Annotated in this window: 17 protein-coding genes and 1 pseudogene; 12 read left to right on the plus strand and 6 right to left on the minus strand. The window is 55.3% G+C overall.

The features are described from left to right. Window positions 1–6 precede the first annotated feature (6 nt). Window positions 7–492: a peptidylprolyl isomerase gene (locus ACIPY9_RS00570; RefSeq protein ID WP_400696237.1), complete on the plus strand. Its 486-nt coding sequence runs from the start codon at window positions 7–9 to the stop codon at window positions 490–492. A gap of 120 nt (window positions 493–612) precedes the next feature. Then, entirely contained in the window at window positions 613–1,098 is a 486-nt protein-coding gene (locus ACIPY9_RS00575; protein WP_400696239.1) for a glutathione peroxidase, read from the plus strand. A gap of 36 nt (window positions 1,099–1,134) precedes the next feature. Here the strand turns inward: ACIPY9_RS00575 and ACIPY9_RS00580 are convergent, their stop codons facing one another. Next, window positions 1,135–2,322, minus strand: coding sequence for a glycosyltransferase family 4 protein (locus ACIPY9_RS00580; protein ID WP_400696240.1), 1,188 nt, complete (start codon window positions 2,320–2,322; stop codon window positions 1,135–1,137). Window positions 2,323–2,568: 246 nt separating this feature from the next. On the opposite strand from ACIPY9_RS00580, the gene ACIPY9_RS00585 reads away from it, so the two are divergent. Beyond that, window positions 2,569–2,991 carry a flagellar protein FlhE gene (locus ACIPY9_RS00585; RefSeq protein ID WP_400696242.1) on the plus strand — a complete coding sequence of 141 codons (423 nt, stop codon included), beginning with the start codon at window positions 2,569–2,571 and terminating at the stop codon, window positions 2,989–2,991. Between the two features lie 53 nt (window positions 2,992–3,044). Here ACIPY9_RS00585 and ACIPY9_RS00590 read toward each other — a convergent pair whose 3' ends face one another. The 4 genes and pseudogenes from ACIPY9_RS00590 to ACIPY9_RS00605 form a co-directional block, all read right to left on the minus strand. After that, the gene (locus ACIPY9_RS00590; RefSeq protein ID WP_400696243.1) at window positions 3,045–3,452 is read right to left on the minus strand and encodes a hypothetical protein; all 408 of its coding nucleotides are present in this window, start codon (window positions 3,450–3,452) and stop codon (window positions 3,045–3,047) included. Between the two features lie 130 nt (window positions 3,453–3,582). Then, window positions 3,583–3,885: a hypothetical protein gene (locus tag ACIPY9_RS00595; RefSeq protein WP_400696245.1), complete on the minus strand. Its 303-nt coding sequence runs from the start codon at window positions 3,883–3,885 to the stop codon at window positions 3,583–3,585. Window positions 3,886–4,263: 378 nt separating this feature from the next. Beyond that, a pseudogene (locus ACIPY9_RS00600) lies at window positions 4,264–4,464 on the minus strand (EI24 domain-containing protein); the annotation flags it as partial. Between the two features lie 550 nt (window positions 4,465–5,014). Next, a complete protein-coding gene (locus ACIPY9_RS00605) occupies window positions 5,015–5,575 on the minus strand; it encodes a TetR/AcrR family transcriptional regulator (RefSeq protein ID WP_400696247.1) in 561 nt (186 codons plus the stop codon). 90 nt (window positions 5,576–5,665) lie between these two features. On the opposite strand from ACIPY9_RS00605, the gene ACIPY9_RS00610 reads away from it, so the two are divergent. The 6 genes from ACIPY9_RS00610 (at window position 5,666) to ACIPY9_RS00635 (ending at window position 11,488) form a co-directional block, all read left to right on the plus strand. Further along, on the plus strand, window positions 5,666–6,553 hold the full coding sequence (locus ACIPY9_RS00610) for an alpha/beta fold hydrolase (RefSeq protein WP_400696827.1): 888 nt from the start codon (window positions 5,666–5,668) through the stop codon (window positions 6,551–6,553). A gap of 89 nt (window positions 6,554–6,642) precedes the next feature. Next, window positions 6,643–7,725 carry an alkene reductase gene (locus ACIPY9_RS00615; protein ID WP_400696248.1) on the plus strand — a complete coding sequence of 361 codons (1,083 nt, stop codon included), beginning with the start codon at window positions 6,643–6,645 and terminating at the stop codon, window positions 7,723–7,725. Between the two features lie 46 nt (window positions 7,726–7,771). Beyond that, window positions 7,772–8,626, plus strand: coding sequence for an alpha/beta fold hydrolase (locus ACIPY9_RS00620; protein WP_400696250.1), 855 nt, complete (start codon window positions 7,772–7,774; stop codon window positions 8,624–8,626). A gap of 64 nt (window positions 8,627–8,690) precedes the next feature. Continuing rightward, window positions 8,691–9,677: an MDR family oxidoreductase gene (locus ACIPY9_RS00625; protein ID WP_400696252.1), complete on the plus strand. Its 987-nt coding sequence runs from the start codon at window positions 8,691–8,693 to the stop codon at window positions 9,675–9,677. Between the two features lie 26 nt (window positions 9,678–9,703). Next, complete coding sequence (locus ACIPY9_RS00630) at window positions 9,704–10,447, plus strand: SDR family NAD(P)-dependent oxidoreductase (RefSeq protein ID WP_400696254.1); 744 nt, start codon at window positions 9,704–9,706, stop codon at window positions 10,445–10,447. 39 nt (window positions 10,448–10,486) lie between these two features. After that, window positions 10,487–11,488, plus strand: a complete 1,002-nt coding sequence (locus ACIPY9_RS00635; protein WP_400696256.1) for an NADP-dependent oxidoreductase — start codon at window positions 10,487–10,489, stop codon at window positions 11,486–11,488. A gap of 92 nt (window positions 11,489–11,580) precedes the next feature. Here ACIPY9_RS00635 and ACIPY9_RS00640 read toward each other — a convergent pair whose 3' ends face one another. Further along, a complete protein-coding gene (locus tag ACIPY9_RS00640) occupies window positions 11,581–12,804 on the minus strand; it encodes a multidrug effflux MFS transporter (protein ID WP_400696258.1) in 1,224 nt (407 codons plus the stop codon). 300 nt (window positions 12,805–13,104) lie between these two features. Here ACIPY9_RS00640 and ACIPY9_RS00645 point away from each other — a divergent pair, with 300 nt between their 5' ends. The 3 genes from ACIPY9_RS00645 (at window position 13,105) to ACIPY9_RS00655 (ending at window position 15,229) form a co-directional block, all read left to right on the plus strand. Further along, window positions 13,105–13,635, plus strand: a complete 531-nt coding sequence (locus tag ACIPY9_RS00645) for a PaaI family thioesterase (RefSeq protein WP_400696260.1) — start codon at window positions 13,105–13,107, stop codon at window positions 13,633–13,635. 48 nt (window positions 13,636–13,683) lie between these two features. Continuing rightward, window positions 13,684–14,670: an aldo/keto reductase gene (locus tag ACIPY9_RS00650; protein ID WP_400696261.1), complete on the plus strand. Its 987-nt coding sequence runs from the start codon at window positions 13,684–13,686 to the stop codon at window positions 14,668–14,670. A gap of 109 nt (window positions 14,671–14,779) precedes the next feature. After that, window positions 14,780–15,229, plus strand: coding sequence for a MarR family winged helix-turn-helix transcriptional regulator (locus tag ACIPY9_RS00655; RefSeq protein ID WP_400696263.1), 450 nt, complete (start codon window positions 14,780–14,782; stop codon window positions 15,227–15,229). Window positions 15,230–15,282 lie beyond the last annotated feature (53 nt).

Here is a 15,282-nt window from a genome sequence, read left to right on the forward strand (position 1 = left end):
TGCCCCATGCCGATCGCCGCCAATAAGGCTGTCTCCATTGACTATACCCTGACCAACGACGCTGGTGAGGTCATCGACAGCTCTTCCGGCGGCGCACCGCTGGTCTATCTGCATGGCGCCGGTAACATCATCCCGGGCCTGGAAAAGGCACTGGTCGGCAAGGACGTCGGTGACGAACTGAAAGTCGCCATCGAACCTGAAGACGCCTACGGTGAATACTCCGCCGAGCTGGTCAGTACCCTGAGCCGCAGCATGTTCGAAGGTGTCGACGAACTGGAAGTCGGTATGCAGTTCCACGCTTCCGGTCCTGACGGCAGCATGCAGATCGTCACCATTCGCGACCTGGATGGCGACGATGTCACCGTTGACGGCAACCACCCGCTGGCTGGCCAGCGCCTGAACTTTGAAGTCAAGGTCGTCAAGATCCGTGATGCCAGCCAGGAAGAACTGGCTCATGGCCACATTCATGGCGAAGGCGGTCATCACCACTGATTTGTGCTGCTAAGCTCAGGTGACTGACAAAGGCGCTCTGGCTTTCTGCGATGACGACTTTCGTGACGCAGTCTGCCAGAGCGCCTTTTTAGTTCGCCTGGGTTGCAAGGGGGGGATTTCATGAGTGCTTTTCACGACATCACACTGAAGGCGCTGAACGGGCAGGAACTGCCGCTGTCGCCTCTCAAGGACAAAGTGGTTCTGGTCGTCAACGTGGCCTCGAAATGTGGGCTGACGCCACAGTACGCAACGCTTGAAAGCCTTTACCAGCAATACAAGGACAAGGGGTTCAGCATTCTTGGGCTGCCGTGCAATCAGTTTGCCGGGCAGGAGCCGGGGACCGAGCAGGAAATCCAGGCGTTCTGCGAACTCAATTATGGCGTGACCTTTCCACTGGGCGAAAAGCTTGAGGTCAACGGGGCGCAACGCCATCCGTTGTACCGTTTGCTGGCCGGTGAAGGGGCCGAGTTTCCGGGGGATATCACCTGGAACTTCGAGAAGTTTCTCGTGGGGCGCAACGGTGGCGTGATCGCCCGTTTTTCACCCCGCATGGCACCGGACGATCCTGTCGTCATCCAGGCTATCGAGAAGGCACTGGCTTCCTGACGGTGTCTGCCGGGCAGCATCACGCTTGCCCGGTGCTCAGTTCGAGAGGGACTTGGCGGTCTGGCTTTCGGGTTGATCCTCGTTGGCCGGGCAGGCGCTGAACAACTGCTGCTCGAACTGATCGATGATCGCCGGCCAGCCCTGACGGCTGGCATGCTTGCGGGCATTCAGACGTACCCGGCGCAGGGCTTCGCTGTCTTCCAGCAACCAGCGCGCCGCATCGATGAACGCTTCTTCGTCGCCGGGCATTGCCAGTGCGCCATTATGGCCATGGCGAATATGCTGCCCGGCCGCCGCCTCATCATAAGCGACCACGCCAAGCCCGGACGCCAGGGCTTCCAGGACGACATTGCCGAAGGTCTCGGTCAGGCTTGGGAACAGAAACAGATCGCCGGAGGCGTAATGCGCGGCCAGTTCTTCGCCGCGTTGGGTGCCGCAGAAGATGGCATCGGGTATCTGCTGTTCCAGCGTGGCGCGTTGCGGCCCGTCACCGACGATGATCAGTTTCAGGTTCCGTCGCGGGTAACTCTCCTTCAGCGCTTCAAAGCTGACCTTGAGCAGGGCCAGGTTCTTTTCCGGTGCCAGCCTGCCGACATGCAGAACGGCCGTATCGCCCACTTGCAGCCCCCAGCGCTCACGCAGCGCCTGCGAGCGTCGGGAAGGGTGAAACAACTGGCTGTCCACCCCGCGAGACAACAGCTCGATCCGCTCGAAGCCACGTCGCTCCAGCTCCACCTTCTGGCTGATGCTGGGCACGAGGGTTACGCGTGAGCGATTGTGGAACCAGCGTAAATAGTGCGTCAGCAGACGGGTAATGAACCCCATGCCGTATTGGTGCGTGTATTGCGGGAAGTTGGTATGAAAGCCACTGATCACCGCAATGCCCAGCCGCCTGGCTGCCCGCAGTGCAGAAAGCCCCAGAGGCCCTTCTGTGGCGATATACAACACATCCGGCCGCCGACGCTGCCAGCGCCGTAGCAGTTTGTGCATGGACGACTGACCCCATTGCAGCCCCGGATAACCCGGTATCGGCCAGCCCCGGCACAGCATCAGATCGTCTGCTGGCGTAAAGCCCACATCCTCGCCCTGACGCGGCCGGATCAATTCGACCCGATGCCCACGCAAACGCAACCCGTCGCACAGCCGCCCCAGCGTATTGGCGACGCCATTGATCTCGGGAGTGAAGGTCTCGGTGATAAGCGTGACATGCAGAATTTTGCTCATTGGGCCAGTCTCGACCCGTTGCGTGTCGGTTATGTGGCGGTTGAATGATGGATTTGTGACGGCGCAGTTTTCATCTGATAAGGCTGTCGGTTTTTTCTCTAAGTGTTCGTTGTACTCAAATGAGTATTGAGGCCGAGGGTGTTCTGAATAACGTCAGGCTATCGAACTTCATGATCGATAGGTGAGGGCAAGCAACCGGCAGTACCGGACCTGCCTTTCTGATAGAACACAGTAAGGAAGCATAAAATGAAATTTGACTGTAAAAAGTCGAAGTGGATTCGTTCGGCCTCAGGAATGGTGCTGGTCATTCTGGGATATTCAGAAATGGCTGTGGCGGGCAGTTATCACTCTTCAGTGAATTTACCGACGGTTCATTCGAGAGGTTATCTCTATACAGCTAACGTCCCCTTGCGTGGCGCTCTTCCCTCTGGAACTGCGATAACGAATGTCAGCTGGAACTGGAACGTTACGAGATGGCCACAAGGGTTGGAGGTTTATTTGTGTCATGGGGCAAGCAACTGTCTGGATATTTCTCGGCAACGCACAGGTTCGAGCAGTTTTTTCACCGGGCGACTTGCCAAGCAGAGCTTTTACTACGCAATCAGGATGGGAGCAACAGGGATAGTACCTGTTGCCAGTCACTATGGCCGTGTGACGGTAACTTGGTGAAATAAATGATAATCCCCTTCGTTATCCAGGCGGGTAACGAAGGGGATTAAATATCACCAATTCGCCATGTCGCGAAATCTTTTTGGCAGGTTGTCATTGAAGTCCAGGATTTGCTCCAGAATTTTCGCGGGCGGGGTGCCCTTGATCAGTTCTGACTGGTACAAATGAGATCGTTCTTTTTGCATCAATGCCAAAGTTTTTTCAAAGTATGAGGTTGTTTCTCGGGTTACGACTTCACCCGTGGCGCAGTAACGAATAGTGGGGTAGTCGGTAAGGTCAACACCTTCACCGTTGAGCGAGTTGTAAGCATATTCATAAGCCAGCCTTTGTGCTTCAGCTTGATCGCTGTTGGCCGTTTTGAGTAATACAGGCCTCAGTGCTGACCCGTTGAGGCACTGTTTTTCTTCCTCATGGTTAACTGTTGTCCCCTGCACGGCATTCAACGCTTGCTTGAACGACATGTCATTCTCTGGCAGCGCGACTGGATTAACTTTTGATCGCGGGCCCAGGCAAGTGACGTTTATAAAAGGCGAATAGGTATAAGTTCGCATTGATTGAAACCTCGCCGATTCAGATTGCATTCTGTTTGAGTTAACGATTCTGTTGACCTGCAACTCTCTCCAATGCTGCAGGTTTGGGTTCAAAATCTTTATCGTTGATGGCTGACGTTCTTTGTTCCGGACTCATGTTCTGCAGAAAGAACGTGGAGCGTGGTTGTATCAGACGGGTCAATGTCGCGGCTGCGGGTATCAGTGCGGTTCCGGGGCCGGATGCGGGTTTGGTAACGTCATTCAGTACCTGGGCAAAACGGCTTGAACGCGGCTCTGGCATTTTTTCGAGTGCAGCAGGTTTGTAGAAGCCTTGTGCAGTGGCCATTTTTGTTTTTATTTCCATGATGCTATCTCCTGTGTGTTTGTTGCAGGAGAGCAAGGAGGGTGCCAGTTTTTATATCTTCTTTTTATGGGGTTGCAATGTTTAGTGTTTGCAGGGGATTTATAAGTGTCCTACGTAATACTCCTACAGATTGATTTTTATAAGAGTGTTGGCAATGTTTTGCCTATGGCGGTAATGTATTGCCATGGAGGTTTTTTGGATAAAAAGAAAGTTATTAATATTGCGTAAGATGTTTCTCTTGAGGCTGTAATACCTTTTTAGAGCATACCTCGTAGGACCGGATTTATCCGGGAAGGCATGGTTCCTGACACGGCACATTCTTGTTGAATGTACCGCTTCTTCGCGAATGAATTCGCTCCTACGGGGCGGGGTGAGGGGTTAGCCGCGCTCCTTTACCCAGAACAATGTCGCTCCCGCCACGGCTGCCGGCATCATCAGGATGTTGAGCATCGGCACCAGCAAGGCCAGATATACGATTCCGCCGAAGCTCAGGCTCTGCCAGCGTTTGCTTTTCAGCCAGGCGAGCATGTCCTGCCAGCTCATCTTGTGGTTATCCGCCGGGTAGTCGATGTCCTTCACAAGCGTCATAAGTTGGCCGAAAGCCACGGAATCCGTGACCCTTTCCCAAGGGATCAGGTCGAAATGTATCAGTTGAATGTTGCTGTCAAAAAGGTTTTTCTGTGGCGACCAATCGTCTTGGTCATTGCCACTGGGGCGGACTTTTGATGAATGCCATTAGGCGGACTGACCTCGGGCAGTCACGACGACGTACTCGATACGACATCACTTTCCAAATGATCACAACCTCGATCCATCAATGATTGTGTTCGACATCTAAAGTTGACTTTAATGATTATGATCGTAATCATTTGCCTCTTGGTTTCATGACCCAGAGGCCGCGCCATGCGCAAAGCTGTACCAGAAGATATCGGCGATGACTCAGGTGATCATCTGGGCTTGGCTACGGATCATTCGTTGACCGACGAGGAAGGGCAGGGGCGTCCTTGTGGTGCGGGGGAGGCGCCACCACCTCCTGAAGACCTCGTTTCCATCACCGGGCATCCGCCGTTTAGGTGGCGAGGACTTATGCTTGAGCAGTGATGCAAGGTGGTGGCTGTGGACACCTAGTCTACGAAGCCTGCTTCCCCAGGATTCGTTCCCTGCAAACACTGAGCACTTCATCTGCCAAGGGTGAATCGTCTGGGCAGGCGCGTGAAAGCACAAGTGCGCCGAGCACGTGAGCGAAGGTGTCGATGATGTCTGCTCGGTCAACCTGGCTCCCCTTCGCCTCGCATTGTGTAGTCAACGCTGCCAGCAGATCCTCGAATCCTGCGGCATACACCTTCTTGATCTCCTCGGGCTGCCGTGCTGCATCTCCACCCAGGGCAGCCATCGTGCAACCTGATCCCTTTTCATCTCGATGCCTACGCGACAGGTAAATATCAACGAACTCCTGCAGGTCAACACCTTTGGCGAGTTCGACTGTCTTTGCGATTCCGCAGGCTGCTGATTCCTCCATCAGATCCGCCTTGGACTTGAAGTGCTTGTAGAACCCGCCGTGGGTAAAGCCGGCAGCACCCATGAGATCTGCAACACCGACCCCGTCGTAGCCGCGCTCACGGAATAGCGCGGAGGAGGTCTCCACGATGTGGGCCCGATTAGCTTGGGCCTGGGCCTTTGTGACCTTCATTTCTCTGCTCTCTCTGCTCTCTCTGCTATCAAGGCAACGAATATCTTACATTGATTATGTTCATCATCAAAGGTGTTGACCTTATTGATTGTGATCATCATCATTGAGTCGAATCTTCCACTGAGAGAGCAAAACGTCGTGAGCTATACCCATCTGACCGTTCCGACCCGCACAGTTGAAGTAGGCGGCGACACCTTCACCTACCGTCGCTGGGGTAATGTTTCTGGTGTGCCCTTGGTCTTCATCGCCCACTTCCGTGGCGGGCTCGATCACTGGGATCCGATCATCACTGACGGCCTGTCTGCGGGTCGTGAAGTAATCCTACTGAACGGTAGAGGTGTGGCTTCGTCGTCGGGTACTCCGGCCACGACCATTGAGCAAATGGCGGATGACATTGCAACTGCCATCAAGGCCCTGGGGCTGACCCAGGTCGACCTGCTGGGCTTCTCCATCGGTGGTCTGCAGGTACAGGAGGTGGCCCTGCGTCACCCTGAGTTGGTGCGCAAGCTTTTGCTGCTAGGCACGGGGCTACGCGGTGGTGATCCAGCCATGGCGGAGGGTGTGAGAGAGGCCGCGTCGAACCCCGTTCCTACCATCGAAAACTTCCTGTTCCTCTTCTTTGGTCGCTCTGAAGCTGCCAAGAAAGCGGGCCTGGCTTTCTGGGAACGCCGCAACCAACGTGCCGATCAGGACACCCCAAGCTCCATTGATGTTGCAATGGCTCAGGGCGCTGCTTTTGCAGCTTATGTCCAGTCCGCGCAGGGCGAGAATCGCTTCTCCTACCTCAACGAACTCAGGCAGCCCACCTTGGTCGTCAATGGCGTCGACGACGTCATGATCCCTTCGATCAATTCGTGGAACCTGGTGCAGAACATTCCAAATGCCCAATTGGTGATCTACCCCGACTCCGGTCACGCCGCTCACTTCCAGTACCCCGAGCTCTTCCTGAAACACGCTCTCCAATTCTTGGAAGAGTAAGGCCATTCCTGCCTGGGCTGTTGGGGATGCGGAAGCGTCTTCAACAGCCGCGTGTTTGAAACCTAGTTCGTAGTATCGGAATGTTGAGAATGACTGAGAAGACCGTTTTTGAGACTTACCCCCTCGGGGCAATCACCCTTTCCAACCGTATCGTGATGGCGCCGTTGACGCGTAACCGTGCGGAGAAAGGCCTGCTGCCGAGCAAGTTCGCCGCCACCTACTACAGCCAGCGCGCTTCCGCTGGGTTGGTGATCACTGAAGCAACCCAGATATCTAAGCAGGCCCAGGGCTACCAAAACACCCCCGGCATCTTCACCCAAGAACAAGTGAACGCTTGGCGCGAAGTGACGGATGCCGTCCATGCTGAGGGTGGTCGCATCTTCCTTCAGATCTGGCATGTCGGTCGGATTTCCCATGTCGACTTCCATGACGGTCAGCCTCCCGTGGCGCCCTCTGCAATTCGAGCGGCCACCCAAGTCACGGTCAACAATGCTCGCGTCGATACTTCCGAGCCTCGAGCTCTCGATATCGAAGAGATTCCAGGCATCGTTGAAGACTTCCGTAAGGCGGCAGCGAACGCCATCAGTGCCGGCTTTGACGGTGTTGAGATCCATGCAGCCAATGGCTACTTGCTCGACCAATTCCTGAAAGACGGCGCGAACAAGCGAACCGACGAGTACGGTGGTTCGGTGGCCAATCGCGCACGCCTTACTCTCGAGGTTGCACAGGCGATTGCTCAAGAAATCGGTGCCGAGCGCACAGGTATCCGCATTTCGCCCGTTTCCCCAGTCAATGACGCTGTGAGCTCGGCTGCTCAAGAGCAATTTGAATACCTGGTCGATAAGCTCAATGACCTTGGCCTCGTCTACCTTCACGTGGTTGAAGGTGTCACAGGCGGGCCACGCGATGCGACGCCATTCAATTACGCAGCCCTGCGTCAGCGTTTCACCAACACGGTGATCGCCAACAATGGCTATGACCTCGGTCTCGCTGAAACGCAGCTCGCAACCGGACAAGCAGATTTGTTCGCGATTGGCCGCGCGTTCATTGCAAACCCAGATCTGGTCAATCGACTGAAGTCCGGAGCCGATCTGGCGAGCATCAATCCCGCCACCATCTACGGCGGCGGTGAGGAAGGCTACATCGATTACCCATCGCTCGAGCGCGCTTGATCCAAGCAGCCGCTAGCGAATCTATTTCCATTTAGAGAGCTCCCATATGAACCAGTCCGTCGACTCTGAACTCAAGTACATCGCTGCAACCAATAAGACCATTCAGATCGATGGTGTGGCCTTCGCGTACCGTGAACTCGGGCGCAAAGGTGGCGTTCCCCTCGTTCTGTTGAACCACTGGGGAGCCGTTCTCGATAGCTACGATCCTCGAATTGTCGATGAGCTGGCCAAGCATCACCATGTGATCGCCACGGACTATCGCGGCGTTGGTTTATCTGGTGGTGTTGCGCCGCTGACCGTCGCAGAAATGGCCCGCGATTCCGTTGCCTTGATCAAGGCGCTGGGCTTCGACAAGGTCGACCTTTTCGGCTTCTCGTTGGGTGGCTTTGTTGCACAAGAGATCGCGGTCACCCAGCCTGGCCTGGTGCGCAAGCTGATCCTGACCGGCACCGGCCCTGCCGGTGGTAAGAACATTGATCAGGTCGCGGTGGTTTCCATGCCGCTGATGCAGAAGGCGATGTCCGAAGGGATCGATCCGAAGACCTACCTCTTCTTCACTTCGAGCGAGGCGAGTCAGCAGGCTGCCAGCGCTTTCCTGAAGGCCCTGCTTGAGCGGCAAGCCGACCGGGATATTCCGTCCACCCAAGAGATTTTCGGGCGTCAACTTCAGGCCATCCAGGCCTGGGGGCAACAAGCTCCGCAGGACTTGTCTAGCCTGAATATTCCGGTGCTTATCGCCAACGGTGACCAGGACATCATGGTGCCTTCTGAGCTGAGCTTCGACATGGCAGAGCGTATCTCCGGCTCTACGCTGGTTATTTACGAAGATGCAGGGCACGGCGGAATTTTCCAGAACCACGCTGACTTCGCCTCCAAGGCTCTCGCATTTCTTGCTAGCTGAACTTTCCATGTGCATGTGAAGAAGAGTGGGGTGATGCCCGCTTTTCTCACTGAAGGAGGTACTCATGACTTTCAAAGCGTTGCTTCTAACGAAAGAAGGTGAAACCGTTTCGTCGAATGTGGTGGATTTCTCCGAAGGCGATCTAATGCCTGGGGACGTCACCGTCGATGTGGAATTCTCCACGGTGAACTACAAAGATGCGATGGCACTCACCGGTCGCGGTGGTGTGGTGCGTAGCTACCCCTTGATCCCAGGTATCGACTTTGCCGGTACTGTCAGCGAGTCGAGCAACCCGGAGTTCAAAGTAGGTGATCGAGTGCTCGCAAACGGCTGGGAACTGAGCCAGAGCCACCATGGTGGTTTTGCTCAGAAGGCCCGTGTGAAAGGCGAGTGGCTGGTCAAAATCCCGGATGAGTTCAGCACCCAGGATGCCATGGCTATCGGAACCGCAGGCTACACCGCGATGCTGAGCGTGCTGGCACTTGAGCACGGCGGGCTGACTCCTGAGCATGGCGATATTTTGGTGACTGGGGCCAACGGTGGTGCTGGCTCTATCGCTATCGCGCTGCTGTCGAAGCTCGGCTATCGAGTGATCGCTTCAACGGGTCGTCTCAGCGAGTCGGACTATCTGAAGTCTCTCGGTGCAGCAGAGGTTTTCGACCGTCATACGCTGTCTGAGGCAGGTCGTCCAATCGGGGCAGAGCGTTGGGCTGGTGCGATTGATTCGGTTGGCAGTCACACCCTGGCCAACGTACTGGCTCAAACAAAGTATCGCGGTGTGGTCGCCGCCTTTGGCTTGGCTCAAGGAGCTGATCTTCCTGGATCGGTGCTGCCCTTCATCCTGCGTAACGTGACGCTCGCCGGTATTGACTCGGTGAATGCACCGCGTGAAGTGCGTCTTGAGGCTTGGTCTCGCCTTGCTCGCGACCTCGATCTGGGCAAACTGGGTCAGACCGTCCAACCCGTTGGGTTGGCTGATGTGCCGCGTGTTGTTCGCGAGCTATTCGAAGGGAAGGTGCGTGGACGTACCGTGGTCAACGTGAACGAGTGACACCACAACTGCCAGGAGTCGGATAAATGAGTCAGCCAACTGCAATCGTGTTTGGTGTGGGCACTACTCGAGGCGTGGGCGGAGCAGTCTGTAAGCGTTTCGCTCAAGAGGGTTATCACGTCATCGTCACGGGACGCACCCTGGGAAAAATCGAAGAAGTCGTTGCAGACATCTTGGGCTCTGGCATCGGTAGCGCTGAAGCCTTGCAGACTGATGTCACCGTAGAGGAGCAAGTCATCGCAGCGTTCGATCTTGCGATGTCTCCAGACGTGGGGCGAGCCCCTGCCGACGTCGTGGTCTTCAACGCAGGCAATAACGCCCTCATCGACTTCACCCAGCTCACGGCCAGCCAGTTCGAAGACTTTTGGCGCGTAGGCTGCTACTCCGGCTTCCTCGTTGGCAGGGAGGCTGCCAGGAGGTTGGTTCCTCTGGGCCGAGGCACCGTGATTTTTACCGGCGCTTCTGGAAGCTTGAGGGGCAAGCCCGGCTTTGCCCACTTTGCCGCCGCCAAGGCTGGTTTGCGGATGATCTCCCAGAGCATGGCACGTGAGTACGGGCCTAAAGGTATTCATGTTGCTCATGTCGTGATTGATGGCGGCATCCTGGGAGACCGACTGCAAAAGGCTGCCCCGGCCAGGGTGGAGAGCATAGGTGCAGAAGGGCTGTTGGGGTACGAGGCAATTGCCGAGAACTATTGGACGCTGCATCGCCAGCCCCGCTCCGCCAGGACACAAGAGCTCGATCTTAGGCCGTATAAAGAAGTTTGGTGATTGCCTGAAAGCAGGCCTACATTTTGGAATTTTGAAGACATGAAAGCGTTTCTGATTGATCGCTACGGCAAAGACGTCGCTGGTGATGTCACTGAAGCTCCAGAGCCCCATGTTGGTGATTTCGACGTTCTGGTTGAGACCCATGCGGCAAGCGTCAACGTTCTTGATCTGAAGATCAGAAAGGGCGAGTTCAAGCTGATCCTGCCCTTCAGCATGCCATTGATCTTGGGTAACGATGTCGCTGGTACAGTGAAGCGAGTGGGTGCGAAAGTCAGTCGCTTTCGGGCAGGGGATGCAGTCTACGCGCGCGTGGATCAAGCGCGCATGGGCGGCTTCGCAGAGTTCGTGGCAGTCAGCGAATCGTCTGTCGCTCTCAAGCCTGGCAACGTGAGTATGGAGCAAGCAGCCTCGCTTCCACTGGTAGCTCTCACCGCGTGGCAGGCTTTGGCGGATGTGGCCAAGGTTCAGCCAGGACAGAAGGTTTTGATACATGCTGGCTCAGGTGGTGTCGGTAGTATCGCCATTCAAATCGCCAAGTACCTGGGAGCATTTGTCGCCACCACCACTAGCACCGCTAACGTAGAGTGGGTTAAGGCATTGGGTGCGGATGTGGTGATCGACTACAGGACACAACCGTTCGAGTCGCAACTGAGTGATTACGATGTTGTGCTCAGTGGCCAGGGTGGTGAGGTGCTGAAGAAATCGCTCATGGTGCTGAAGCCAGGTGGTCTGCTGATCTCTATCTCCGGCCCACCTACCCCAGAGTTCGCAGAGCAGCTTGGCCTCTCTTGGCCGTTCAAACAGGTAGTTCGCCTGATCAGCAGAGGGATCAGAAAAAAGGCTGAGCAGAAAGGTGTGAGCTACAAGTTTCTGTTCATGAAGGAGAACGGTGAGCAACTGGCTGAGCTTGCCAAGCTCGTTGAAACTGGTGTTATCAAACCCGTGATTGATCGGATCTTTCCGTTCGAGTCGACACGTGATGCTATGGCATACGTCGCGGAAGGCAGGGCCAAAGGTAAGGTCGTCGTAACGGTGAAGTGACCACCTGGGCCAAGAGGGGAGCGAATGCTCCCCTTTTTTATGCCTGTGTTATAGCCCAGTCAGTAATCCACAATTGATACCAGCCTCATTCGCTACTTGGCAGTTAAGAAGCACAGGAAGGCTGTTGCCAAGGCTGTGAGAAGCACAACTCCGAGCACTGTATACGGTGGCAGGGGAAGAAGGTTGCCGCAGGTGATGGCCAGTGCAGCGCAACCCATTTGCATGAAGCCCAGCAACGCTGAGGCGGCTCCAGCTTGCTTGCCAAACGGATGCAGAGCGATAGCAGTGCCGAGGGGGTTAAACAGCCCCATACCGAGAAGAAAAATACTCAGCGCGAAGCAGAAGAATTTGAAGTTCGTTGGCCCCAACAGCATCAGCACGCTGGCAACCAGCGCGACAACCAGGCCGATGCGGGTGGCTGTCATTTGGCCCCAGCGGTTGGCCACTCGGGGAGCTATCAAACCTGAGGTGAAAACGATGACCACCGTCGTCGCGAAAAAAACTCCGAACTGCAGCGATGACAACCCGAATCCTGTAAGCAAAATTGCCGGTGCCATGGAGAAGAACGCGTACAGTGCGCCGATCACCAAGCTTACTGCCAAGGCTGGGGACATCAGCCTTCTGTCGTTGATCAGGGCTATGTAGCTGCGAAAGACAGCTCCCACAGATAGCGGTGAGCGCCTGTCTGGCAAATGCGTTTCTCCCAGGCGCATGCTGTAAATCAACGCAAGTGCCAACCCCACTGTCGCAATGATGATGAACAGGGCTCGCCATCCCAGAGCATCACTCAAAATGCCGCCTATCAACGGAGAAAAGCCTGGAGCAGCAGCCATGGCGACCATGGTCAGAGATAGCGCTCGTGCTAGCTCTTCGCCGTCATAAAGGTCACGAGCTATGGCGCGAGATAGAACCGCTGTAGCGCACACGCCTAGGGCCTGAATGCTTCGCCCAGCGATGAGTGCAGGCAGCGAGTCAGCCAGTGCGCACACGATGCTTCCGAGCATGAATATGGCTAATCCGGATACCACTAGGCGCTGCCGCCCAAAGCGATCCGACAGAGGCCCAACTACCAACTGCCCCAGTCCGAACACCAGGAAGAAACTACTCAGGGTGCCACTCAGTTGGCCTATGGATACTCCTAGGTCACGTGCCATGGATGGGAAAGAAGGCAGGATGATGTTCGTTGCCAAAGCCCCCATCGCTGCTAGCGCGGCCAGGAGCAAAACAGTCCCCGTGTGCATTGTCGAGATGTCCGAGGCTGGAAGCGAGCCTTCGGATTTCATAACTGTTACCTGCGGCATTTTGTCGTCGCCCATGCGCTGTCTATCTCGAAGTAATGAATTTGGTGCCGGCGCCAAGGCGGCGTTCAACACTGTCCATGAGTGCGATGTTCGTGCCTGCCGCCGGTGCTCTACCACCGGCGTTAAACGTTTCCGTGCTTTGCTTTGAGGCTTTCTTGAGGGAGCTACGAACGCCTGGATGCCTCGGCGGCGGAAGCATGGATGCTCACTGCGAGGCTGGAGCAGCCCGAGCCATGAAGGGCTTGCTACGAACCTTTTGCTAGATTATTGTATCTGCAACATTTGCATATACAATTATTTGGATGAAGGTAGGCGATGAGAGGACTCGATGAATGTGCCCGCTGGCTTGCTGAGGAGGAGGCGGTTCGAGCTCGCCTCCAACCTCCTGGCGTTGCATCCGCCGAGCAGCTCGCGAGCCATTCCGGCATGGAGATGTTCAGCGCGATTTTCGATGGCGTGCTCCCACAGCCTCCAATGGGAGACACCCTTGATTTCATACCAATACGGATGAGCTCTGGGGAGGCCGTCTTCCAGGGTCGCCCCCAGTTAAGGCACTACAACCCCATGGGTACGGTTCATGGCGGTTGGTATGCGGCAATGCTCGACTCGGCAGTTGGCTGTGCGATCCATACCAAACTGCCGGCAGGGAAGGTTTATACGACCCTAGAGCTCAAGGTGAATATGGTTCGAGCCCTGACTGCAGATGTCTCGGTAGTGCGGGCCGAAGGAAAAGTCATACAGGTAGGGCGGCAAGTTGCTCTAGCAGAGGGGCGAATTGTTGGCCCTGACGGCAAGCTTTACGCGCACGCTACTACGACGTGCTTGGTATTCGACCACCGCCCCTGAGGTGTTTTGGGCTCAGTCTCGCAGCTTGTTATTGTTTTGGAGTTTTATATGAAATACGTAGCATTTGGAAATACAGGCCTTCGGCTGTCTCAAGTAGCTCTTGGCACCGGTAACTTCGGCACTGGCTGGGGGCATGGAGCAGATGCTGAGGTTAGCAAAGACCTCTTCAATGCCTACGCTGAGGCAGGCGGCAATTTTATTGATACCGCTGACATCTACCAGTTCGGGCAGTCTGAGCAACTGTTAGGCGATTTGTTGAAAGGCCGTAGAGAAGACTTTGTCTTGGCCACAAAATATACAAATGGTGCTGAACCAAACGCAAATCGTCTGGTTACAGGGAATAGTCGTAAGGCTATGGTGGCCTCGGTTGAGGCGAGTTTGAAGCGTCTTGGCACAGATCGCATCGACATGTTCTGGGTGCATCATCCGGACGGCATTACCGCCCTAGATGAAATCCTGCGTGGTCTTGATGATCTCGCTCGGGCCGGCAAGATCCTGTACGCAGGCCTGTCGAACTTCTCTGCATGGCAACTCTCCAGGGCTGTGACGATTGCTGAACTGACCCGCTCCCTCCCGATTGCTGCGGTTCAATTCGAGCACAGCCTAGTGCACCGCGAGCCTGAGGCGGATATTTTCCAAGCAGCCCACGCATTCAACTTGGGCATGGTGACCTGGTCGCCTCTGGGCGGTGGATTGCTCACCGGCAAATACCGTAAAGGCGAGACTGGGCGAGCTGAAGCGCTGGGTGGGAAGGTTTTCCAGGCAGAGAACTCTGTCCAGAGAACGCAGGTGCTGGACACAGTGATCAAGATCGCCGATGAGCTTGGCACCACCCCAACTCGGGTAGCACTCGCTTGGGCCGGTACTCACGGATCCGTACCCATCATTGGGCCACGGTCGCTGTCGCACATGGCTGACAACCTTGGCGCTCTGAGTCTGGAAATGACGCCGGAGCAAATTGATCGCTTGGATATCGTCAGCAGTCTGTACCCTTCCGCTCCACCACGGACTCCAATCGTTTGGGGTGGTAAGTAGTACAGCATCCTCTGTCCCTATTTGAGCGCACCGGTCGGCTGTTGCTTGTTGGAGAGGGTTTTCTAGGATATTTTTGCATATACAACTGTTGCAGGTGCAAATTTGTTCCATGGAAATCATCCGCAAGCCTCAGGGCTGTACCAACCTGAAACTTAGGCAACTGACTCGAATGGTGACTCGCCATTACGATAGCTACGTAGCTGCCACGGGTTTAAAAAATACCCAATATGCACTGCTGTCTCATGTCGTGAGGCTGGGGCCTATCCGGCCAGGTGATCTCGCTAAACGCATGCAAATGGATGCGTCGACGCTGACTCGCAATACGCAGTCATTAGTTGCACATGGATGGATTGAAATCCAACCGGGAAGGGATGCCCGCAGCCGTGTTGTTGTTAGCACTCAGGCTGGCCGTGAAAAGCAAGCAGAAGGTCAACAAGCCTGGAAGAAGGCTCAAAATGCTCTTAACGACAAGCTCGGGCTAGAGACTGTCGTCACTTTGCATGAACTATTAGATTTCGGCATCCAGTGCCTCGATGACGGCGAAATTTCTGAAGATTAATTCGTTGGTTGGATATTGGGTGCATTCCTATTAATAAATTTTGCCATGAGGTA

The sequence above is a fragment of the Pseudomonas sp. NPDC089734 genome (genome assembly GCF_044748865.1).
GTDB lineage: Bacteria > Pseudomonadota > Gammaproteobacteria > Pseudomonadales > Pseudomonadaceae > Aquipseudomonas.